Source organism: Staphylococcus taiwanensis (genome assembly GCA_020544305.1).
In the GTDB taxonomy this organism is placed as follows: domain Bacteria; phylum Bacillota; class Bacilli; order Staphylococcales; family Staphylococcaceae; genus Staphylococcus; species Staphylococcus taiwanensis.
The window spans coordinates 361,654-385,345 of sequence record CP058667.1; the positions used below are offsets into that span (position 1 = coordinate 361,654).

A 23,692-nucleotide genomic window follows, 5' to 3' on the forward strand; every position below is an offset into this window, starting at 1 on the left:
TGTATAAGCGAAAAGAATGGAGTAATATATTCGTAGCTAAAAAGAAAGAGGGAGACTAATTTGAGAAAAACTACAAAAACATTAGTAACAGCTACATTAGCGTTTAGTACGTTATTTGGTATTGGCGCAACTGGAGAATTCGCACATGCATCAACAGAACATACTACTTCAAAAGCAGCTACTACAACTAATAAAACGAATTCAACGTCTGCGTATTACAATTACAAAGGTTATGCAGGTCAAGATGCATCATTTGTATTAGATAAAAATTTCAAAAATGCCGTTAAAAACGAAAATGTAACATTTAATGGTGTTAAATTAAAAGATACGAATTCAACAAAAAATGTGAAAAAATATGATCAGTATTTCAGAAATGTATCAAAAGACGGTAAAACTGCATCATTACTTGATTTAAAAGTAACTGGTAAATTATCATTAGATCAATTAAATAAAATGTATGGTAAAGACTTACAAAAAGTTAAAAATAATAAAAACAATACGACTGGTATCTATTTCTATCAACCAAATTCAAAAGGTATGACCGTTTGGTTCGATGTTAATAAAGGAAAAGTGGATCGTGTTGTAATGGGTTATAGTACAGTTAAAAAAGCAATGAACTAGTTCATGCTAATTAACATTGTATTTAGGTCTCAATCGATAGGCAAATGTCACATTAAAAAGTGGCATTAGCTACCTAAACGAATCATTGATTTAAAATAAGTGATTCAATATGATGAACGCTTTATGAGAGTGGAACAAAGAATTCAACTGAATTCTGTTCTACTCTTATTTTTATACTTAATGATAGAATTCATAAAATTGATACACATAATAAGCTAGAAAGATGATAGTTTAAAGATAGTAATAAGTACGATACACGTCTAGAACGATTAGAAACGGTCTAGATGTAGGGATAGAGGAGTTTATAATATGAAAAAGAGTAAACGTCTAGATCTCATCGCAACTGTGGTAACGCAAAACAGATTTAATAAAAAAGAAGATATTGCGGATTATATTGATATGCACTTTGGAGTACGTTATAGCGTGACGACGATTGCGCGAGATTTAAAAGAGCTAAAAATATATAAAATGCCGGCTGCTGGCAATCAATCTTATTATAAAAAGTTAGATAACACGCAACAAATGAATGCTAAAGAGAAGTTATCCCATTATTATCATGAAGAAATTCAATCAATTATGATTAAAGATAGTTATTTAATCATTAAGACATCACCTGGATTTGCTCAAGGTATTAATTACTTTATTGATCAAATGAATATTAAAGAAATACTCGGAACTGTAGGTGGGAATGATACGTTAATGGTACTCACTGCTTCAGAAGACATGGCAAAGTATGTGCATTATAAATTATTTGGTCATAAATATTCAGTATAGTGTATAAAATATAGGATGGTATTATAGTTAGATGTTCACTATAATGATGAGTGAAATACTAATAAATAAGTATTTCTAATATTTTTATTTTCAAAAGAGTAAAGTAGAAAAGAAAGTGGTTATTAATACATGATAATGCATAAAAAACTTTTATCGCGATATTCAACATGTGCTAATAAATGAAATATACATATTTAACTCAAAATAGCTCATAAATTTGTATATTCAAACAAAAATATGCATTGAATAACCAAAAAGCATGAAGTAATACACATTTTTAATGTGAAAATAATCACATAATCAATTATGAAAGCGTTTTACAATATGGTTGTAGATAAATAAAGGAGGAAATGAATATGACTCAAGGACCTATTCAAGTAAACAGTGAAATCGGTAGATTAAAAACAGTATTACTCAAACGACCTGGCAAAGAATTAGAAAATTTAGTGCCAGATCACTTAAGTGGCTTGTTGTTCGATGACATTCCTTATTTAAAAGTAGCACAAGAAGAGCACGACAAATTTGCACAAACGCTTCGTGATGAAGGTGTAGAAGTTCTTTATTTAGAAAAACTTGCTGCAGAAGCTATCGCTGATCAAGCAGTGCGTAATCAATTTATCGACGACATATTAGCAGAATCTCAAAAAACAATCTTAGGACATGAAGAAGAAATTAAAACATACTTCTCTAAACTATCAGACCAAGAACTTATCGATAAAATTATGGCTGGTATTCGCAAAGAAGAAATTCAACTTGAAACAACACATTTAGTTGAATATATGGATGATAGATATCCATTTTATTTAGACCCAATGCCTAACCTTTATTTCACACGTGACCCTCAAGCATCTGTAGGTAGAGGAATGACAATCAACAGAATGTATTGGAGAGCACGTCGTAGAGAATCTCTATTTATGACATACATTTTAAAATATCATCCAAGATTTAAAGATGCAGATGTACCGGTATGGTTAGATCGTAATTCACCATTCAATATTGAAGGTGGAGATGAATTAATTTTATCTAAAGAGGCATTAGCTATCGGCATTTCAGAACGTACATCAGCACAAGCAATTGAACGCTTGGCGCGAAACATTTTCAAAGATGAAACAACCACATTCAAAAAAATCGTAGCAATTGAAATACCAAATAGTCGTACATTTATGCACCTAGATACTGTATTCACAATGATAGATTACGATAAATTCACAGTGCATTCAGCTATCTTCAAAGAAGAAAATCATATGAATCTCTTTACGATTGAATATGATGAAACAAAAGATGACATTAAAATTACGCATTCACATAAACTACGTGAAACATTGGCAGAAGTCTTAGGTGTAGAAAAAATTGACTTCATTCCAACAGGTAACGGTGATGTCATCGACGGTGCACGTGAACAATGGAATGATGGTTCAAATACATTATGTATTCGCCCAGGTGTCGTAGTAACTTACGATCGAAACTATGTATCTAACCAATTACTGCGTGATAAAGGTATTAAAGTACTTGAAATTACAGGTAGTGAGCTTGTTCGTGGACGCGGGGGCCCAAGATGTATGAGCCAACCATTATTTAGAGAAGACATTTAAAGGACTCAATACAAGGACTAAAAATAGGTAGCGCTAATTCAACTAAGCGATACCGCACAACAACACAAAGGAGAGGGCTTGAAGCAATTATGTACAACTGAATAAGTCATGCTTCGAGTCCTAATTTTTTAAAATAACCTTTCTTATAAGGGGAAATGAATTATGAATAAATCAGACACAAATAAACTAGGTAAAATGTCTCTTATTGGTCTTGTCATTGGTTCAATGATTGGTGGCGGTGCGTTCAACATCATTTCTGATATGGGTGGTAAAGCAGGTGGCTTAGCTATTATGATTGGCTGGATAATTACTGCCATAGGTATGATTTCACTTGCCTTCGTTTTCCAAAATCTGACAAATGTACGTCCAGATCTTGAAGGCGGCATATATAGCTATGCGCAAGCAGGATTTGGAGATTTTATAGGATTCTCAAGCGCATGGGGTTATTGGTTTGCTGCGTTTCTAGGAAATGTGGCCTATGCAACACTATTAATGTCAGCAGTCGGTAACTTCTTCCCAATCTTCAAAGGTGGGAACACACTTCCAAGTATCATTGTAGCGTCAATACTATTGTGGGGCGTGCATTTCCTAATTCTAAGAGGCGTTGAAACAGCGGCATTTATCAATAGTATTGTGACCGTTGCAAAATTAATCCCCATCTTTCTTGTCATAATCTGCATGATTGTCGTATTTAACTTTGATACATTCAAAGCGGGTTTCTATGGCATGACAAGTGGTGGTGTGGGCATCTTTAGTTGGGGTGACACAATGGCTCAAGTGAAGAGTACAATGCTTGTCACTGTATGGGTGTTTACAGGTATTGAAGGGGCCGTCGTCTTCTCAGGACGTGCCAAAACGAAGAAAGATGTCGGCACAGCGACAGTGATTGGTCTTGTTTCAGTATTAGTCATTTACTTTTTAATGACGGTCTTAGCACAAGGTGTGATTCAACAAGACCAAATTTCTAAACTTACAAGCCCATCTATGGCTCAAGTGTTAGCGTACATTGTTGGTCACTGGGGTTCAGTATTAGTCAATATTGGCTTAATTATCTCAGTATTAGGTGCTTGGTTAGGCTGGACCTTACTCGCCGGCGAATTACCATTTATCGTAGCGAAGGATGGACTCTTCCCGAAATGGTTCGCTAAGGAAAATAAAAACAAAGCCCCAATCAATGCACTTTTAATTACGAATATTTTAGTGCAAATTTTCTTAGTGAGTATGTTATTTACAGATAGTGCCTATCAATTCGCATTTTCACTTGCATCAAGTGCCATTTTAATTCCGTATATGTTTAGTGCGTTCTACCAATTAAAATACACTATTGAACATAAAGGACATGCCACAGTCAAACAATGGACTATCGGCATTATCGCTTCAATATATGCAATTTGGTTAGTTTACGCAGCAGGTATTGATTATTTGTTATTAACGATGTTGTTGTATATTCCAGGTTTAGTCGTATACAGTTATGTGCAACATACTAATAAGAAACGTTTGACGAAAGTGGACTACATTCTTTTTGTCGTCATTATTGTACTCGCCATCATTGGTGTGATTCGATTGGCAATGGGTAGCGTGTCAGTATTCTAGTACATTTAAGTCTGAAATTTTTAGGAGCGTATCATTATGACTGAAAAACATTTTCCAAATAAAAATAAAGAAACTGATTTAAGTGAAAACTTTAAACAGTTGGCATCATATTTAAATATTCCAGTAGGTGTGATTCATGCATATAAAGATGAATGTTTCGTACGTCACTATAATAAAGGTCAAGTGATGTATTATGCATCAGATCAACCAGAGTATGTTTATTTATTAATGGATGGCATTGTTTTGCGTGAAACATTTAATCAAGATGGAGATGTCTATCGTCAGTTGAATAAGGAGAAAGTGCTGTTTCCATTAACAAATTTATTTCGTAAAGTAGATTTGAATGAAATGTGCACCGCGATGACGGCTTGTCATATCATTGCCATTCCTAAAGATTTGTTGGAATATTTATGTAAGAATCAGGATGATATATTTGTTACGCTCTTTGAAAAGTTAAACGACGAACTGACACTACAAAAAGAATATAATATGGCGTTAACAACAAAGTTAGCGAGAGAACGTATTGAGAAAGTCATGTATTACTTGTGCCATGCAGTGGGATACGACCATGAAGAATTTTATGAAATCAAACATATTATGACCATACAATTGTTAAGTGATTTAGCTGGTATTTCACGTGAAACAACAGGTCATACCGTGCATGAGTTAAAAGAAGAGAAGATATTGATGAAAAACGGTAAAGACTGGATGATTGTAAAGTAGTTTACGTTAGCAAGAATTCAAACGTGGTCTTCTGTTACGCTTCTTGAAAGAATTTTACGTTTCCAATTCCTTCCTAACACCGGGTTTTAAATGATTGAAGACGTTGTTGGGGACCATTCATATGTTACTTCTACTAAGATATGAATGATATGAAGTTGATATCAAACTACCAAAACCGATATGAACGAAATTGCTACAATAGGCGTTGGTGAAATCACCAGCGTCATTTTATTTTTAAAGATTAATTATTTCACCAAAAAAGTGTAAAATGGTTGTAATCATTTATTTTAGAAGGGATGAGCAGCAACATGGCATTAATGACAGTAAATTATTTATCTCCCACTCTAGGTATGCAACAATCATTTGTCGCAATTATTCCTGATGATAAGGGGTTCTTTGATACAACACAATCTGTACCACCATTAAAAACACTCATATTATTACATGGTTTATCAAGCGATGCGACATCTTATACACGTTTTACGAGTGTAGAGCGCTATGCGGATGAGCACAATCTGGCTATTATTATGCCTAATGCAGATCATAGTGCTTATGCAAATATGAAATATGGTCATAGCTATTATGACTACATTTTAGAGGTATATCATTACGCACATAAAATGTTCCCGTTATCTACGCAACGTGATGACAATTTTATCGCAGGTCACTCGATGGGTGGTTATGGCACAATCAAGTATGCATTCACGCAGGGTAAATTATTTTCAAAAGCATCTCCATTATCCGCAGTATGCCAAGCACAAGGTTTAATGGAACTCGATTATCCAGATTTCGCACCTAAAGCAATCACTGGTGAGGATATTAATATCAAAGGGACTGAATTGGATACGTATCATTTAGTAGATGAAGCGGTGACTAATGATGCGTTAATACCGGAGTTATTGATTCAATGTGGCACGGAAGATTTCTTATATGAAGATAACCAACAATTTATGAAATACTTAGACGATAAAGGAATAAACTATCAATATGAAGAACAACCAGGCGCTCATGATTATGCATATTGGGATAAAGCCATCAAACGTACAATTGAATGGTTAGTAGAAGAATAGAGTGAGAAATAACGAAGAGACTAGGACGATGAATTTGAAAAGAATTCAGTTCTAGTCTCTTTAACCATATAAATGATCGCTTTAACGTAACGCTCTGTTAGCATTGACAAAGGTAAATAGAAAATATATCATTATATATGAAAACGTTTTCATTTAAGGTGGTATTATGGCAACAATTAAAGATGTAGCTCGCAAAGCTGGGCTATCTATTTCAACAGTTTCACGTTATTTAAATCATCATCCCTATATATCTGAGGAAAAGAAAAACAAAATTCAACAAGCAATGACTGAATTGGATTATGTACCTAATTCAGTAGCTACACAATTACGTTCTAATAAATCGTACACCATAGGGATTATTGTGCCGAGAATCACTAACCCGTATTTTGCGTATTTAATTGATGCGATAGATAAAGAAATTAAGCATACACCTTATCATACGTTAATTATGCAAACCTATAATAATAAAGACGAAGAGTTACGTTTATTGAACATGTTTAAACAACGACAAGTTGCTGGTGTTATTATGGGTGCATTGGAAAATGATATAGAAGTGTTAGAAGATTTTACAAAATATGGGCCTATCATATTGTCAGCCGACAAGTCGATGCACTCTGACAAAGTGAATATGATTCATACCAATCAACGTCAAACAACGTATGATGCGATTCAATATTTGATTAATAAGGGTTATCACGATATAGCTTACTGTACTGATAATAATTACTTTGACCATTGCTACAAAAAACCGAGAAATGTCGGTTTTAGAGATGCGATGGAAGATAACGGCTTAGATATCAAAGAAGAATGGATTTTTAATAATATACATACAATTGAAGATGGCGAACGCGTTGGAGAAATGTTATTGGAACAGAAAGCGTTACCTGATGCAGTATTTACAGGTAGTGATGAAGTAGCTTTAGGCTTAATTCATTTTATGACTAGACATCATATTGATGTACCTAACCAAATTGCCATTATGGGTTATGATAATCAACCTATGTCTAGTTTATTGCAAATACCATTATCGACAGTTAATCAACCAGTAAATGAAATTGGAAAGCAATCCATTGCTTGTTTACTGTCAATACTAGAAGATACAGAATTTAATGGTGATGAAGATTCATTAAAATTAAATATCGTAGAACGACAAAGCACATAAATAGAGCCTTCCATTTCGAATTTTAAACGAAGTGGAAGGCTTGTTTAATGAATAAGCATTATAAAATAAATTTTTGGCTCAATCTTTCCTTAATAAAAAAATTACAAAATTAACACTAATTTTTTGTCATAATAGGACTGAGGAATGATTTCAAATCACTAAATACTTTCTATATTAGTGAATGAAGATATGGAAATGTACGACATTTGATTTACGGCTATCATTCAACTTCTACTAACATTGGGAAGGAAATGTTTCATTTGAGAAAGAATGATATACAAGGTTTCTCGTCTTTAAAAATTTGGACAATCATCGTAATCAGTTTATTTGTAGTCGTTTTTGCAATTACTCTTTTTCATAAGCAAGCGAAAGCAACGGATTCAAATCAAGGTGTACCATATAAAGCAGAGGAGAAACATAGGTTATCTCATATCATGAATCATGATTATGAAAAGGGTAGAGCGTCTAATATCAACTTGGAACCTGCTGCACCGGTTATGCCAGAGGTACATCATAAGGATTACTTTCGTTCAATGACACAACTCTTTGCACATACTAAAGAAGGGGTGGATTGGAAGAAGGAAACTAAAAAAAGAGGCAGTAATGTTATTATTGTCGCACCGCATGGAGGCAACATTGAAAAAGGGACAACGGAGTTAACTAAAATGGTAGCTAATGATAATCACTATGATTATTATTCGTTTACTGTACTAAACAGAAAAAATCCAGAAAAATTTCACGTGACTTCAGCAAATTATAATGATCCAACTTTGCTTAAGATGGTAAAATCTAAAGACTTTGCAGTTTCAATTCATGGTGCCAAAGGTGATAAGCCAGTGATTTATTTAGGTGGATTAGACACGCAATTAAAAGAAGCGATTAAACAGCAGTTAGTAAAAGCGCATTTCAATGTCAAAATTGCACCAACCTATCTTGGAGGCGATTTAAAACAAAACTTTGTTAATCGTGACTTTAAAGATAAAGGCGTTCAACTTGAGTTAAGCACCGCATTTAGAAAATCTTTATTTATTAATGAAAATATGTCACCTAAATCACGTTCAGAAAAAAATAACTGGTCACCAGTGATGTATAAATTCTCAGATGCACTTGATAAAGCAATTAAACAAATAGATGATTCAGGTAAAGATAGATAACGAAAAAGACTGCTCAATAGCAGTCTTTTTAAATTTCAGAAACTAAAGAATCATTAACTTTTGAATTGTATGAATTTTCTAAAAGTTGTAAAATGTAAATAACATCTATGTTTATTACATGCAATAGTTAAAAGGGGGATGCGTATCATGGTTAATGTGAAAAAGCAAAGAATGAAAATTTACGTACTCGACAACGGACGCATGAAAATGGACAAAAACTTGATGATTGCAAATTCGAACCAAGCAACGATGGATAACCCGAACCAACCTAATGAAATGCATGAGTTTCCTATTTACACTGTATTTATTGATCATCCTGAAGCAAAGATTCTATTCGATACAGCATGTAATCCAAATGCTATGGGAGATAACGGACGTTGGATTACGGCAACGCAAAAAGCATTTCCTTACTTTGCCGACGAAGCATGTCATTTACCTAATCGGCTTGAACAAATTGGTATAGATCCTAAAGATGTTGATATTGTAGTGGCCTCACATCTTCATTTAGATCATGCAGGATGTCTTGAATATTTTACGAATGCCACAGTTATAGTGCACAACGATGAACTCAATGGAACAATGCAATCTTATGCACGTAACCAAAAAGAAGGTGCCTATATTTGGGCGGATATAGACGCATGGATTAAAAACGATTTAACTTGGAAGACGATTAAGCGAGATGAAGATTATTTAAAACTTGTTGATGGTGTTAAGGTATTGAATTTTGGCAGTGGTCATGCATGGGGCATGATTGGCTTAGAAATTGAAACTGAAGAACTTGGAACAATTATTCTCGCCTCAGATGCTATTTATACTAAAGAAAGTATGGAACCAACACTTAAACCACCAGGTATCTTGTATGACTCTGTTGGCTGGACAAATTCTGTTGAAAAAATAAAAAAATTAGCTGCAGAGAAAAATGCGCAAATTTGGTTTGGTCACGACGGAGAACAATTTGCCGAATTTCGAAAATCAACAGATGGATATTATGAATAGTGACAATCAAGGGAGTGTTTAGTTATGAAAACAAGAGCAGCAGTGTTGTATGGAATGGAAGCATCTCAACCTTATAAAGCATCGAAACCTTTAAAAATTGAGCACTTAGAATTAGAAGATCCACATGAGTATGAGGTATTACTAAAAATACACGCAGCAGGTCTATGTCACTCAGATTTATCAGTGATTAACGGTAATCGGCCACGACCTTTACCAATGGCACTTGGTCACGAAGCAACTGGTGAAGTAGTAAAAGTCGGAAGTAGTGTCACTAGAGTGAAAGAAGGCGACCACGTTGTATGTACATTCATTCCGAGTTGTGGTAAATGTATTCCGTGTAAAGAAGGTAGACCAGCATTGTGTGAAAATGGCGCTAAAGCAAATGAAAAAGGCGAAATGTTAGAAGGTGGTATTCGATTATCTAATGAAGATGGACAAGTATATCATCACTTAGGCGTCTCTGGATTTGCAGAACATGCAGTTGTTTCTGAAAATTCTATTGTAAAAATCAGTAATGAAATACCATTTGAACGCGCAGCAGTATTTGGATGTGCTGTTATTACTGGCATTGGTGCAGTGATGAATACTGCACATATTCGACCAGGTAGTAATGTAGCCGTAGTTGGACTAGGCGGTATAGGATTAAATGCCATTATTGGTGCTAAATTAGCAGGTGCAAATGAAATTATTGCATTAGATATTAATGAAGACAAATTTGATTTAGCTAAAAAATTTGGAGCTACTGCGACGTTTAACTCTAGTGATGAAGATATTGATGAACAAATTAAAGAATATGTGCCTGGCGGAGTAGACTATGCGTTTGAGACAGCAGGGGTTGTTCCAGCCATGCAAGTTGCCTATAAAATTACTAAACGTGGGGGAACTACAGTTACGACTGGTTTACCTCATCCTAAAGATGAATTTTCATTCCCTCAAGTAACCTTAGCTGCAGAAGAGCGTACTGTAAAAGGGTCTTATGTAGGAAGTTGCGTTCCAGATAGAGATATTCCGCGTTTTGTAAGTTTATATAAACAAGGAAGATTAAATATTGATTCACTCATTAGCGAAGTAATTACGTTAGATGATATCAATGAAGGGTTTGATAAATTAGCTAGCGGTGATGTAGGAAGAATTATCGTTAAAATGCATTAAATTAATGTTATAAAGAATAAATATGAAAAGTCCTCTATTTCAATATGCAGAAGTAGAGGGCTTTTGTTACACAACCTCATAGTTCCTTTTCGACTTTCCAATACACAATAAACAAATACCACAACATCATGATAAACTCCAAACCGATACCACTTAAAATAAGTGAATCATTACTATTCACTATACCTACCATTTCAATCACGAGTCCGATAATACCGAACAACAATGTAAGCCATAAATATTTGATTGAATAGTCGCCGAACCGAAGTTGTGCTTTTTTCCAATTTGTATCATTGGCCATGGATTTCTTTGTTCGAAAGCCATACCATCTATTACGTTCGGTAGGTGGATTATTTTTAAAAATATATCCTAAACACCCCATAATAACGCTCAAAGGTAGTAGTAACATTATTAAATAAACTCCTTATTACATTTATATTCTCATAAAGTCATATATTTAAATACTATATCAAAAAATATTTATATTCAAATTGCATTAAAACGTCTCATACACTAAAATAATAATAAAGATTTAAAAATTAAATGTTATATAACTTGTTTAAAATATGTTCTGAATACAAAAGACGTTGGAATTCTTCAATGAAAGAAGGCGTACTTTGTGATTAAGTATTATGGTAGTTGTTTACTGTTATTTTTAACTTTCGCAATCCTTTGTGGCATGGCACTGGCAGAAGATGTGACTGAGGAAGCGTCTGTAGTTGCAGTTGGAGATAATTTGATTCATCCAGTAGTTTACAATGATGCACTTCAGCAGAATGGTTCTTTTAACTTTAAGCCAATGTATGCTCATATTAAGCATGACATTCAAGAACCAGATCTTGCATTGATTAATCAAGAATCTCCGTTAGGTGGAGATAATCGACCATTTTCAGGATTTAAGAACTTTAATACACCAAGTCAAATTGCACAAGATGTAGTATCAACTGGCTTTGATATGGTCAATGGCGCTAATAATCACGCGTTAGATCAAGGGGATGATGGCGTTCACAATCACCTTAATACATGGAATCGATTTAAGCAAGATGTGTTATTTACGGGTATTTTTAATTCGGAAAAGGATGCTCAAGCTACACCAGTGATGAAAGTGAATGGCATCAAAGTAAGTTTACTAAGTTATACATATGGTACGAATGACATGACATCTAAATATCCATATACCGTTAAAACATTTGACGAAAAGACCATTAAACGAGATGTAAGAAAAGCAAAGAAACAAAGTGATGTGGTAATGGTATCAGCGCACTGGGGATTAGAAAATCATCATCAACCTAATCGCATACAAAAGAAATATGCCCAATTATTTGCGAATGAGGGCGTAGATGTCGTAATAGGCACGCACCCCCATGTTATTCAACCTGTTGAGTGGGTGAAGAGTCAACATGATCATCATCAAACGCTTGTCGCATATTCGTTAGGTAATTTTCTGAATGGACAAGATACCGGTAACGAACACAATCAATTATTAGGTCGATTAAACTTTGATATTGTTAAAGTGCCTAAAGGTGCACATATAGAACATGTTAAGTGGACAAGTATGGTCAATCATTATGAACAATGGGACCCAGATAATAAAGACACTCGACATGACTTTGAAGTGTATAATTTAGATGAATATAATGAGGATTTAGCGCACAAGCATGGCTTAAATAATGATAGAAAAAGCCAGTGGGGTATTAAACGTCTACAAGACATCACAAAAGACGTGATTGATTCAAACTATTTAGATGAAAAGAGCATATAAAATGATTATTATACGTTTCATATGAAATGCAAAAAAGCCTGTGATACGAAACCTATCACAGGCTGTTTTTACTAGTTTAAAATGACTTATTTATTCTGTTCGGCAAATGCTTTTGAAATGTCGCGAAGTTTTACTGGCGCGTCATCCCATTTCATTGTGACTTCAGTGAAGTGTAATTGCTCTGGTGCAGCGTTAATAGCATCGAAAACGTTTTGCAAGTCATTAGATGTCTTCACGTCATGAACAACAACATTATCGCCACCAAATACTTTAGGTAAGGCTTTATAATCCCACATGCGAATATCATTGTATGATTCTTCCATACCGTGAATTAGGCGTTCAACAGTATAACCATCGTTATTAATCACGAAGATAATTGGTTTAATATCTTGGCGGATCATAGTAGATAACTCTTGAACTGTAAGTTGCAATGAACCATCCCCGATTAATAAGATGTTACGACGATTTGAATCTGCCATTTGTGTTCCTAGTGTCGCTGGTAATGTATAACCGATTGAACCCCATAATGGTTGACCAATAAACGTCATAGCTTTCGGTAAAGCTAAATCATACGCACCGAAGAATGATGTGCCTTGTTCAGCTAATAAGACATCGTCTTCTTTAATAAATTGTTGCATCATATCAAAGTATGTTTTTTGCGTTAAGATATCGTCTGTTAATGTAACGTCTTTTGTGGCTTCCTTTTCAAAAGTATGGTAACTGCCCTCATAGTGATAATCAATGGTATTAAGTCCTTTAATCAAGCTAGGTAACGTCACGTCTTCAGCTATTGTTTCATTCAACTTGAAGTTATGATGATTAAGCATAACCACGTCATCAATATCAAATTCATATGAGAAACCAGCTGTTGCTGAGTCTGTTAATTTAGCACCGATATTTAAAATTGCGTCGCTGTTATCGACATAATCTTTAATTTGATCTTCTGCAATTTTACCATCATAAATGCCGATATAATGTGGATTCTCTTCATTAAAAGCACCTTTACCTAATGATAATTGTGCGACTGGGATATTCGTTTTATTTACAAATTGTTCTAATGCCTCATGCAGATGGAAACTATTGATTTCGTGTCCAGTAATAATGACTGGTTGTGAGGCTGAACGTAACTTTTCAGCGACCATATCCATATAACGCGCAACATCAGATTCAGGTGCTGGTGAAACTTCATAAGCTGAATCTACTTCAATCTCAGTCATTGCAACGTCGATTGGTAAGTGAATGTGTACTGGGCGGCGTTCATGAATCGCAGCATCAATCACGCTTGGAATTTCAGTTGTAGCGTTCTCTGGTGTAATGTAAGCTTGTGCTGTTGTAATATGTTCAAACATTTTTTGATAACTATCGAAACGGCCTTCACCAAGTGAGTGATGGACATATTTACCAGCTTGTTCAACTGCACGAGTCGGTGCGCCAGTAATCGCAATAACCGGTACACGTTCTGCATATGAACCAGCAATACCATTGACCGCACTAAGTTCACCTACACCAAATGTTGTAACAAGTACGCCAAGTCCATTTATACGTGCATAACCGTCTGCAGCATAACTACCATTGAGTTCATTCGTTGTGCCAACCCATTCCACGCCATCATGACGCACGATGTCATCTAAGAAGGCTAGGTTGAAATCTCCAGGTACACCAAAGATTTTGTTCACGCCTGCTGAATGTACAGCATCCATTAAATATTGTCCTACACGTTGTTTCATATTCATTCCACCTTTGTTTGTAAATTAGAATACACTTACAATATAATTCTATGAATAATTAAAGTCAACTTTATTGACCTTTTTTCGACTGTTTTTTGAAAATTGATTATAATGTGGATAATCATTCACAAATTGAAAAGGAAAGAAGCCTATGGACAGTAATAAAAATGATTATGAACATATGTTGTTTTACTTTGCCTATAAGACATTTATTACAACAGCAGATGAAATTATTGAGAAATATGACATGAGCCGACAGCATCACCGATTCTTATTCTTTATTAATAAGTTACCTGGCATCACTATTAAGCAATTATTGAAAACACTCGAAATATCAAAACAAGGGTCACATGCGACTTTGCGTAAACTTAAAGAAGAAGGACTTATTGTCGAACAAACTTCTGAAGAAGACCGCCGTGTGAAGCAATTATTTCCTACACCTAAAGGAAGTAAACTTGTTGATAAATTAAATAAAGCACAAAATGAATTAATGCAAAATACGTTTCAAAAAGTGGGACACGATTGGTATGGCATTATGGAAGAACTTTCAAATCATCGCGAAGGATTTCAAGATATTCAACATTTGAAAGACGAAAAGTAAAGATAAATAAATGAGAAAAAGGCACTGCGTAAACGACTACGCAATGCCTTTTAAATAGAGTTATTAGAAATTTTTACTCATTTCTTTTGCCTCAGCGATTGAAGCTGCTTTAATTTCTTCTGTTCTCTCTGGAACAGCGTTATGACCTTCAATAATGATTCTTTCATATGAAGGAACGCCTAAGAATGTCATGATTGTTTTTAAGTAACGATCGCCACTTTCAACTTCAGCAGCAGGACCTTCAGAGTAGAAACCACCACGTGATTGAATGTGTAATACTTTTTTATCTGTTAAAAGACCTTGAGGACCTTCAGCAGTATATTTGAAAGTTTTACCAGCAATTGAAATGGCATCGATGTAAGCTTTCAATACTGGAGGAAATGATAAGTTCCACATTGGTGATACGAATACATACTTATCAGCTGAAAGGAACTCGTCTAAGATTTCACTGAAACGATTTACTTTTTGTTGTTCTTCTTTAGTAAGTTCATCACCGTTACGTAATTTACCCCAACCAGTTAATACATCTTTATCAATCATAGGGATATCTTCTTTAAATAAGTCGATATGTTTTACTTCGTCATTTTGATGGTTTTCTTTATAAGCATCAATAAATGCTTTGCCAGCAGCCATTGAATTAGAAGCTAATTCATCTAATGGGTGTGCTGTAATGTATAATAATTTAGTCATTGTTTTGCTCCTAGAAATATTTATTTCGAAATCGATATATTTAATATACTCGAATTTCAAAATAATACAATACCTTTTATAAAAAATCAGACCAATGGGGTATTCAATCACCCACTCTATCTTTAAAAAATGCTTATATTAAGTGTATAATATAAGTATATTTAGATTTTATATATAAAGAAGAAATCTAATGAATGTAGAACCTTAAAGGAGTGACAGACATGAGAGGATTATTAATTACAGTAGTTTTAGGCGTAGCTGCATATGTTGGTTTCAAAAAGTATCAAGATAAGGTAAATGAAATGCCTAATATTGAATATTAATATGAATGGCCAAGATGTTTTCTAAAAAAGAAAATGTCTTGGCTTTTTTTATGGGAATTTTAGTGAGAAAAATATAAGATTTTAAATTAATTTAAATATGTATAATTTTATATAAGAAATATTAATATTTTTCTCATTAGTGGACATATATTGACTGACGAATATTATATAATGTTCGGAAAGAGTTATCGTACTAATTTATTAAAATTTTAAAGATATGACTTACATAAATTTAATAATAATAGAAAACTATTTTCCAAAGTAACTTAAATTTTCTAGATTTACATGGAATTTACAAAATAAACATCAAAAATTAGCACAAAAAATATATAATTAAAGTTAGTTGATTGATTTGAAAAATAATTTCTTTTTCACCACAAAGAAAAAACGAAATTTATTCACAAACATAATTAATAAAATTGATTATATTTTTAGATTTTGTTGTAAAATTCATATTAAAAATATAAAATTAATATTGAAATTACATAATGGAGGTTAGCATGGAAAATTCATTAGATTTATCAAAATTTTTAGGAGCTATAAAGAAAAATTGGAAGCTATTAGTTTTATTACCAATTATATTTATGCTAATTAGCTTATTAGTCACAGTGTTTTTAATGAAACCTAAATATGAAGCTAATACCCAAGTGTTAGTTAATCAAAAGGAAAAAAACAACGAGTATATGGCTCAAGAAGTACAAAGTAACTTACAGTTAGTAAATACATATGCTGAAATTTTAAAAAGTCCACGTATTATTGATGACGTAGCAAAAAAAGATTCGAAATATTCATCGTCACAAATAAAAAGTATGTTGGATATTACAAGTCAGTCAGACTCACAAATATTAACCATCAATGTGAAAAATGGTAGTAAAGCCGACGCTGAAAATGTAGCAAATGAAATAGCTCAAGTGTTTAAAAAAGATATGCCTAAGATTATGAGTGTTGATAACGTTTCAGTTTTATCTAAAGCTGATGGTACTGCTACTAAAGTTTCACCAAATTTAATTCAAAATTTAGCTATTGGACTAATACTTGGACTCATCTTAGGAATGATCATTGTAGTCTTTAAAGAATTGTTTGATAGAAGAATTAGAACTGAAGAAGATGTGAATAGAGAATTGAATATTCCAGTTTTAGGTTCAATTCAAAAATTGAAATAGGAGTAATGTTTTATGGCGAAAAAAAATGAAAAGCGTAAAAAGTTACAAACACCATTATTTGTTGAAGATAAACCCAAGTCAATCGTTAGTGAAAAAGTAAGAGGAATACGTTCAAATATAATGTTTTCTGGTGTTGAAGAGATAAATAGTATTATAGTGACTTCTGAAAAGCCAGCAGCTGGGAAAAGTATTGTTTCTGCAAATGTTGCAATTACGTATGCACAAGCAGGATACAAAACTTTAATTATCGATGGAGATATGAGAAAACCAACTCAACATTACATTTTTGAATCTTCTAATTACGATGGCTTATCAAATTTAATAATAGGAAAATCTAATTACGATAATGCGATTAGAGCGACAAGAATAAGAAATTTAGACTTATTAACTTCTGGACCTATACCACCTAACCCGTCAGAACTAATTGCCTCAAAAAGATTTAAAGATATTCTAGATGATTTATCTCATATGTATGATTTTATTTTAATAGATACACCGCCAGTAATTTCAGTAACTGATGCACAAGTTTATTTAAGAAACATTAAAGATTGTGTCTTAGTAATAGATACTGAAAGCAATAACAAGCATGAAGTGAAAAAAGCCAAAACTTTAATCGAACAAGCAGATGGACACCTTTTAGGTGCAATACTTAATAAAACACCTAAAGAAAAATCCTCAACATATTATTATTATGGAGATGATCAGCAAGATGATTGATATACATAATCATATATTAATTAATGTAGATGACGGGCCTAAAAGTAAAGAAGATATGTTGAATTTGCTTGAACAAGGTAAAAGTGAAGGGGTTACAGAGATAATTGTAACTCCTCATCACTTAAGTCCTCAATTTGATAATGAATACAGAAATGTAAAAGAAAAATTACAACAACTTTTAGACCTAGATGAAGTTAAAGATTTAGGTATTAAACTATATCCAGGTCAAGAAATTAGAATAAGCGATCAAATAATACCGCAACTAGAAAAAGGCGAGGCTATTGGGTTGAATCACTCAAAATACTTATTGATTGAGTTTCCTTCAGGAGGGGTTCCGCACTATACCAATCGCCTTTTCTTTGAATTACAGTCTAAAGGGTATGTTCCGATTATTGCGCATCCAGAAAGAAATAAAGAAATAAGTCAAAACTTAGATGTTTTATTTCAACTCGTCAATGAAGGAGCACTTAGCCAACTCACTTCTGCATCTTTATCTGGCATTCATGGTAAGAAGATTCAAAAAATTTCCCTCCAAATGATTGAAAATAATTTAGTACATTTTATAGCTTCAGATGCACACCACGATACTAAAAGACCTTTTATAATGGAGAGTCTATTTAAAGATAAAAAGTTGAAAAAACATGAAGAAAGCATAAAAAAACTCATAGAAAATGCAAAATATATTGTTGGAAATGAGGATTTAAGAAAAAAACAACCGACTCAAGATTATAATGATAAAAAATTATTCGGCTTGTTTTAATTAGAAAGCAGCTAAGGGGGATAGACGTGTGGACAATTTAAGTGCTAGAAGACGTCTACTTATATTAATACTAATAGATTCATTAATTGTGGCCTTTTCAGTTTTTATTTGTTACAACATTTTAGAACAATTTTTTAAGGGATACTCACGTAATCTTTTAATTATTAACTCTATAGTTTTATTAATTTCGCATCATGTTTTTGCATACATATTTAATCTTTATCATCGAGCATGGGAGTATGCCAGTGTTAATGAATTATTATTAATCGTTGAATCAGTTACTTGTTCTATCATCTCTACTATGATTTTAGTACCTATTTTCACTGCTCATCCACCTTTCTTCAGATTATATTTAATTACTTGGATGATGCATTTAATATTAATTGGTGGATCTCGAATTTCATGGAGAGTCGGTAGGGGATTTGTAGTAGGTAAGAAAAAAAAGAAAAAACCAACACTTATTGTTGGGGCAGGACGTGGCGGTTCATTATTAATTCGTCAAATGTTGAGAAGTCCAGAAATGGGTTTAGAGCCTGTATTAGCCGTAGATGATGACATTCAAAAAAGAAAGCTGACTATTGCTGAAGGTGTTAAAGTTCAAGGCACAATCGACGATATACCCAATTTGGTAAATAAATATAGAATTAAACGAATTATTATAGCCATTCCAACACTTAAACCAGATCGCTTAAAAGAAATCAATAACATTTGTAATAGCACAGGGATTGAACTGTTTAAAATGCCTAGTATCGAACAAGTTTTAGCTGGTGAGTTGGAAGTTAATCAATTAAAGCGTGTAGAAGTTGAAGATTTGTTAGGCCGTGATCCAGTTGAATTAGATATGGCGATGATTTCTAAAGAACTCACCCATAAAACTATTATGGTAACCGGAGCAGGGGGCTCTATTGGTTCTGAAATATGTAGACAGGTTTGCAAGTTTGAGCCAGAGCGCATTATTTTATTAGGCCACGGTGAAAATAGTATTTATCTTATACATCAAGAATTAAATGCAATTTACAAGGATAAAATAGACATTATTCCAATTATAGCCGATGTTCAAAATGGAGAACGTATTCAAGAAATCATGGATGAATATAAACCATATGCAGTATACCATGCTGCGGCACACAAACATGTTCCATTAATGGAATATAACCCAATCGAAGCATTTAGAAATAATGTTTTAGGTACTAGAAATGTTGCAACAGCAGCTAAAAATGCAGAAGTAAGAAAATTTGTAATGGTATCAACAGATAAAGCTGTAAATCCACCAAATGTGATGGGAGCATCAAAACGTGTAGCTGAAATGGTAGTACAAAGTCTTAACGATGAAAATTGTAAAACAAACTTTGTAGCAGTTCGATTTGGTAATGTACTAGGTTCTCGTGGTTCTGTTATTCCGTTATTTAAGAAACAAATCGAAGCAGGAGGGCCAGTTACTGTTACACACCCTGACATGACAAGATATTTCATGACAATTCCTGAAGCTTCAAGATTAGTACTTCAAGCAGGTGCGCTTGCACAAGGTGGGGAAGTATTCGTACTAGATATGGGTGAGCCAGTGAAGATTGTTGATTTAGCACGTAACTTAATTCGTTTAAGTGGTAAAACTGAGGATGAAATTCAAATTAAATTTAGTGGTATTCGTCCGGGAGAAAAAATGTACGAAGAACTACTTAATGAAAATGAAATACATCCTGAACAAGTCTACGAAAAAATATATAGAGGAAAAGTAAAAGACTTTTCTAAAGAAGAAGTAGATGCGATTATCGAAGATTTAGGTAAGGACTTTAATAAAGACAAAATACTTAAGATTGCTAATGAATAGGAGAGTTAATATGTTTAAAGATAAAGTGTTGTTAATTACGGGTGGAACAGGATCATTCGGTAATGCGGTTATGGAAAGATTTCTAGACACTGATATTAAAGAAATCAGAGTGTTTTCTAGAGATGAGAAAAAACAAGACGATATGAGAAAAAAATATAACAATCCTAAATTGAAGTTTTACATTGGAGATGTTAGAGATTCACATAGTGTTGAAACAGCCATGAGAGAAGTCGATTATGTCTTTCATGCAGCGGCTTTAAAACAAGTACCATCTTGTGAATTCTTTCCAATGGAAGCAGTTAAAACGAATGTTATTGGAACTGAAAATGTTTTACAAAATGCAATCAGAAATAATGTAAAAAAAGTGATTTGTTTATCAACAGATAAAGCTGCATATCCAATCAATGCAATGGGTATTTCAAAATCAATGATGGAAAAAGTATTCGTCGCAAAATCAAGAAATGTTGATAGTGATCAAACATTAATTTGCGGAACAAGATACGGCAATGTTATGGCTTCTAGAGGTTCAGTAATACCTTTATTCATCGATAAAATCAAAGCTGGTGAACCTTTAACGGTGACAGATCCGAATATGACGCGTTTCTTAATGAGCTTAGAAGAAGCAGTTGAATTAGTTGTACATGCATTTAAACATGCACAGACTGGCGATATTATGGTTCAAAAAGCGCCGAGTTCAAAAGTTGGTGACTTAGCTGAGGCACTTTTACAATTATTCGAAGCAGATAATGAAATAAAAATTATTGGTACAAGACATGGTGAAAAAAAAGCCGAAACGTTATTAACTAGAGAAGAGTATGCACAATGTGAAGACATGGGCGATTATTTCCGAGTTCCAGCAGACTCACGTGATTTAAACTATAGCAATTACTATGAAGATGGTAGCGAAAAAATCACTGAAGCGTATGAATACAATTCTGATAATACAAACATATTAACAGTTGAAGAAATCAAAGAAAAATTATTATCTTTAGAATATGTGAGAACTGAATTAAGCAATTATAAAAAAGGTTAGGAGAATTTACATTGAAAATCGTTATAACTGGTTCAAATGGTTTCGTAGGGAAAAACTTAAAAGAAGATTTAAAAGCAACTACAGATAATGAAATTCTTGAAGTAAATAGACAAACTACCGCAGAAGATATGAAAACATATTTATTAGAAGCTGATTCAGTAGTCCATTTAGCAGGTATTAATAGACCGAAAAATGAAGAAGAGTTTAAAAAAGGCAATGTTGATTTTCTAAGTGAAGTATTGAATATCTTAAAAGATAATACTAATAAGCCAACTATTATTTTGTCATCGTCAATTCAAGCGGAAAATGATAATCCATATGGTAATAGTAAGCGTGAAGGTGAAGCAGTGCTTGAGCAATTTTCGAAAGATAATGGTAATAAAGTATTGATTTATCGTTTACCTAATTTATTTGGGAAATGGTGTAAACCTAATTATAATTCTGTTATCGCAACATTTTGCTACAAAATTGCAAGAGATGAAGATATTCAAGTTAATGATGAAAATGTGATTCTTAATTTAAACTATATTGATGATGTAATTAAAGAATTTAAAAATGCAATTGATGGTCATCCTAATATAGAAGATGGAGAACCAAAAGTTCCGAATGTGTATGAAAAGAAATTAGGAACCATTGCTAAATTGTTATATCAATTTAAAGAAATTCCTAATGATAAATCGTTACCAAATATTGAAGACCCATTTGAACACGCGTTACATAGTACATATCTTAGCTATTTACCTGAAGAAAGTTTCAGTTATCCGTTAAAAATGAACGTCGACAATAGAGGATCATTTACAGAGATATTTAAAACGAAAGATAGAGGACAAGTTTCAGTCAATATTTCAAAACCAGGTATTGTCAAAGGTAATCATTGGCATCATACAAAAAATGAAAAATTCTTGGTTGTTTCAGGTAATGGTGTTATACGCTTTAGAAAAGTAGGACAAGACGAAGTGATAGAATATCATGTTTCAGGCGAGAAATTAGAGGTTGTTGATATACCAGTGGGTTACACACATAATATTGAAAATTTAGGTGACACAGATATGGTTACTATCATGTGGGTAAATGAAATCTTTGATCCTAATAATCCAGACACATACTTTTTGGAGGTCTAATTAAATGGAAAAATTAAAACTAATGACAATTGTAGGTACAAGACCAGAAATTATTCGCTTATCTGCAACAATAAAAGCGTGTGATAAATATTTTAATCAAGTTCTAGTTCATACAGGACAAAATTATGATTATACATTGAATCAAGTGTTCTTTGAGGATTTAGAATTAAGAGAACCTGATCACTATTTAGAAGCGGTTGGCAATCATTTAGGTGAAACGATGGGTAATATTTTAGCCAAATCTTATGAAGTATTGGCTGAAGAGCAACCAGATGCACTATTAATCCTTGGTGATACAAATAGTTGTTTAGCAGCCGTGTCTGCTAAAAGACTTAAGATTCCTGTATTCCATATGGAAGCTGGTAATAGATGCTTTGACCAAAATGTACCTGAAGAAATCAATCGTAAGATTGTTGACCATGTCAGTGATGTTAACTTACCTTACACGGAACATAGTAGACGCTATTTATTAGATGAAGGCTTTCAAAAACAAAATATCTTCGTGACTGGTTCGCCTATGAAAGAGGTCCTAGACGAATATGCATATAAAATAGACGAAAGTACTATTTTGGAAAAATTAGAATTAGAATCTCAAAATTATATTTTAGTCTCAGCTCACCGTGAAGAAAATATTGATAATGAAAAAAACTTTCTGTCACTAATGAATGCCATTAATGATATTGCAGAAAAATATCAAATACCAGTTATCTATTCAACACATCCAAGAAGTTGGAAGAAAATTGAAGAAAGAAACTTCAAATTCCATCCGTTAGTTAAACAATTAAAACCATTTGGTTTCTTTGATTACAACGCATTGCAAAAAAATGCTTTTGTAGTTTTATCTGATAGCGGAACTTTATCTGAAGAATCTTCAATTTTAAAATTCCCAGGCGTGTTAATTCGTACTTCAACAGAAAGACCAGAAGTATTAGATAAAGGTACAGTCATCGTGGGTGGTATTTCATATGATAATCTTGTGCAATCAGTAGAATTGGCTAAATCTATGCAAGAAAATGATGAACCAATGATTGACGCAATTGATTACAAAGATACGAATGTTTCAACTAAAGTTGTGAAAATTATCCAAAGCTATAAAGATATTATCAATCGCAATACTTGGAGGAAGTAAG

Annotated in this window: 23 protein-coding genes; 20 read left to right on the forward strand and 3 right to left on the reverse strand. The window is 33.2% G+C overall.

What is annotated here, in order from left to right:
* Positions 1-60: 60 nt before the first annotated feature.
* The 10 genes from HYI43_01645 to HYI43_01690 all read left to right on the forward strand — a co-directional run bounded on the left by HYI43_01645 (position 61) and on the right by HYI43_01690 (position 10,837).
* On the forward strand, positions 61-621 hold the full coding sequence (locus HYI43_01645; protein UDI77315.1) for a hypothetical protein: 561 nt from the start codon (positions 61-63) through the stop codon (positions 619-621).
* Positions 622-930: 309 nt separating this feature from the next.
* On the forward strand, positions 931-1,395 hold the full coding sequence (locus tag HYI43_01650; GenBank protein ID UDI77316.1) for an ArgR family transcriptional regulator: 465 nt from the start codon (positions 931-933) through the stop codon (positions 1,393-1,395).
* Between the two features lie 356 nt (positions 1,396-1,751).
* Complete coding sequence (gene arcA, locus HYI43_01655; GenBank protein UDI77317.1) at positions 1,752-2,987, forward strand: arginine deiminase; 1,236 nt, start codon at positions 1,752-1,754, stop codon at positions 2,985-2,987.
* A 162-nt stretch (positions 2,988-3,149) separates the two neighbouring features.
* Entirely contained in the window at positions 3,150-4,580 is a 1,431-nt protein-coding gene (gene arcD / locus HYI43_01660) for an arginine-ornithine antiporter (protein UDI77318.1), read from the forward strand.
* A 36-nt stretch (positions 4,581-4,616) separates the two neighbouring features.
* Positions 4,617-5,303, forward strand: coding sequence for a Crp/Fnr family transcriptional regulator (locus tag HYI43_01665; GenBank protein UDI77319.1), 687 nt, complete (start codon positions 4,617-4,619; stop codon positions 5,301-5,303).
* A gap of 308 nt (positions 5,304-5,611) precedes the next feature.
* Entirely contained in the window at positions 5,612-6,373 is a 762-nt protein-coding gene (locus tag HYI43_01670; GenBank protein UDI77320.1) for an esterase family protein, read from the forward strand.
* A 166-nt stretch (positions 6,374-6,539) separates the two neighbouring features.
* The gene (locus HYI43_01675) at positions 6,540-7,535 is read left to right on the forward strand and encodes a LacI family DNA-binding transcriptional regulator (GenBank protein UDI77321.1); all 996 of its coding nucleotides are present in this window, start codon (positions 6,540-6,542) and stop codon (positions 7,533-7,535) included.
* Between the two features lie 251 nt (positions 7,536-7,786).
* On the forward strand, positions 7,787-8,689 hold the full coding sequence (locus tag HYI43_01680) for a poly-gamma-glutamate hydrolase family protein (protein ID UDI77322.1): 903 nt from the start codon (positions 7,787-7,789) through the stop codon (positions 8,687-8,689).
* Positions 8,690-8,836: 147 nt separating this feature from the next.
* Positions 8,837-9,685 carry an N-acyl homoserine lactonase family protein gene (locus tag HYI43_01685; protein UDI77323.1) on the forward strand — a complete coding sequence of 283 codons (849 nt, stop codon included), beginning with the start codon at positions 8,837-8,839 and terminating at the stop codon, positions 9,683-9,685.
* 24 nt (positions 9,686-9,709) lie between these two features.
* The gene (locus HYI43_01690; protein UDI77324.1) at positions 9,710-10,837 is read left to right on the forward strand and encodes a zinc-binding dehydrogenase; all 1,128 of its coding nucleotides are present in this window, start codon (positions 9,710-9,712) and stop codon (positions 10,835-10,837) included.
* Positions 10,838-10,913: 76 nt separating this feature from the next.
* On the opposite strand, the gene HYI43_01695 is transcribed toward HYI43_01690, so the two are convergent.
* On the reverse strand, positions 10,914-11,246 hold the full coding sequence (locus tag HYI43_01695) for an SdpI family protein (protein UDI77325.1): 333 nt from the start codon (positions 11,244-11,246) through the stop codon (positions 10,914-10,916).
* 270 nt (positions 11,247-11,516) lie between these two features.
* Between HYI43_01695 and HYI43_01700 the strand changes: the two genes are divergently transcribed.
* On the forward strand, positions 11,517-12,599 hold the full coding sequence (locus HYI43_01700; protein ID UDI79250.1) for a CapA family protein: 1,083 nt from the start codon (positions 11,517-11,519) through the stop codon (positions 12,597-12,599).
* 86 nt (positions 12,600-12,685) lie between these two features.
* On the opposite strand, the gene HYI43_01705 is transcribed toward HYI43_01700, so the two are convergent.
* Entirely contained in the window at positions 12,686-14,326 is a 1,641-nt protein-coding gene (locus HYI43_01705) for an alpha-keto acid decarboxylase family protein (GenBank protein UDI77326.1), read from the reverse strand.
* Between the two features lie 151 nt (positions 14,327-14,477).
* Here HYI43_01705 and HYI43_01710 point away from each other — a divergent pair, with 151 nt between their 5' ends.
* Positions 14,478-14,927 carry a winged helix-turn-helix transcriptional regulator gene (locus HYI43_01710; protein ID UDI77327.1) on the forward strand — a complete coding sequence of 150 codons (450 nt, stop codon included), beginning with the start codon at positions 14,478-14,480 and terminating at the stop codon, positions 14,925-14,927.
* 63 nt (positions 14,928-14,990) lie between these two features.
* Here the strand turns inward: HYI43_01710 and HYI43_01715 are convergent, their stop codons facing one another.
* Positions 14,991-15,617 (reverse strand): FMN-dependent NADH-azoreductase, encoded by a 627-nt coding sequence (locus HYI43_01715; protein UDI77328.1) that lies wholly within the window; start codon positions 15,615-15,617, stop codon positions 14,991-14,993.
* Positions 15,618-15,838: 221 nt separating this feature from the next.
* On the opposite strand from HYI43_01715, the gene HYI43_01720 reads away from it, so the two are divergent.
* The 8 genes from HYI43_01720 (at position 15,839) to wecB (ending at position 23,691) form a co-directional block, all read left to right on the forward strand.
* Positions 15,839-15,940, forward strand: coding sequence for a DUF2648 domain-containing protein (locus tag HYI43_01720; protein UDI77329.1), 102 nt, complete (start codon positions 15,839-15,841; stop codon positions 15,938-15,940).
* 500 nt (positions 15,941-16,440) lie between these two features.
* The gene (locus HYI43_01725; GenBank protein ID UDI77330.1) at positions 16,441-17,103 is read left to right on the forward strand and encodes a capsule biosynthesis protein CapA; all 663 of its coding nucleotides are present in this window, start codon (positions 16,441-16,443) and stop codon (positions 17,101-17,103) included.
* Positions 17,104-17,115: 12 nt separating this feature from the next.
* Positions 17,116-17,820, forward strand: a complete 705-nt coding sequence (locus HYI43_01730) for a polysaccharide biosynthesis tyrosine autokinase (protein UDI77331.1) — start codon at positions 17,116-17,118, stop codon at positions 17,818-17,820.
* Positions 17,813-18,580 (forward strand): capsular biosynthesis protein, encoded by a 768-nt coding sequence (locus tag HYI43_01735; GenBank protein ID UDI77332.1) that lies wholly within the window; start codon positions 17,813-17,815, stop codon positions 18,578-18,580. The genes HYI43_01730 and HYI43_01735 overlap by 8 nt, the downstream gene beginning before the upstream one ends.
* 28 nt (positions 18,581-18,608) lie before the next feature.
* Complete coding sequence (locus HYI43_01740; protein UDI77333.1) at positions 18,609-20,408, forward strand: polysaccharide biosynthesis protein; 1,800 nt, start codon at positions 18,609-18,611, stop codon at positions 20,406-20,408.
* Positions 20,409-20,418: 10 nt separating this feature from the next.
* Positions 20,419-21,441, forward strand: coding sequence for a polysaccharide biosynthesis protein (locus tag HYI43_01745; GenBank protein ID UDI77334.1), 1,023 nt, complete (start codon positions 20,419-20,421; stop codon positions 21,439-21,441).
* 11 nt (positions 21,442-21,452) lie between these two features.
* Entirely contained in the window at positions 21,453-22,562 is a 1,110-nt protein-coding gene (locus HYI43_01750) for an SDR family oxidoreductase (GenBank protein ID UDI77335.1), read from the forward strand.
* Positions 22,563-22,566: 4 nt separating this feature from the next.
* Positions 22,567-23,691: a UDP-N-acetylglucosamine 2-epimerase (non-hydrolyzing) gene (wecB, locus tag HYI43_01755; protein ID UDI77336.1), complete on the forward strand. Its 1,125-nt coding sequence runs from the start codon at positions 22,567-22,569 to the stop codon at positions 23,689-23,691.
* The last annotated feature ends 1 nt before the right edge of the window (position 23,692 follow it).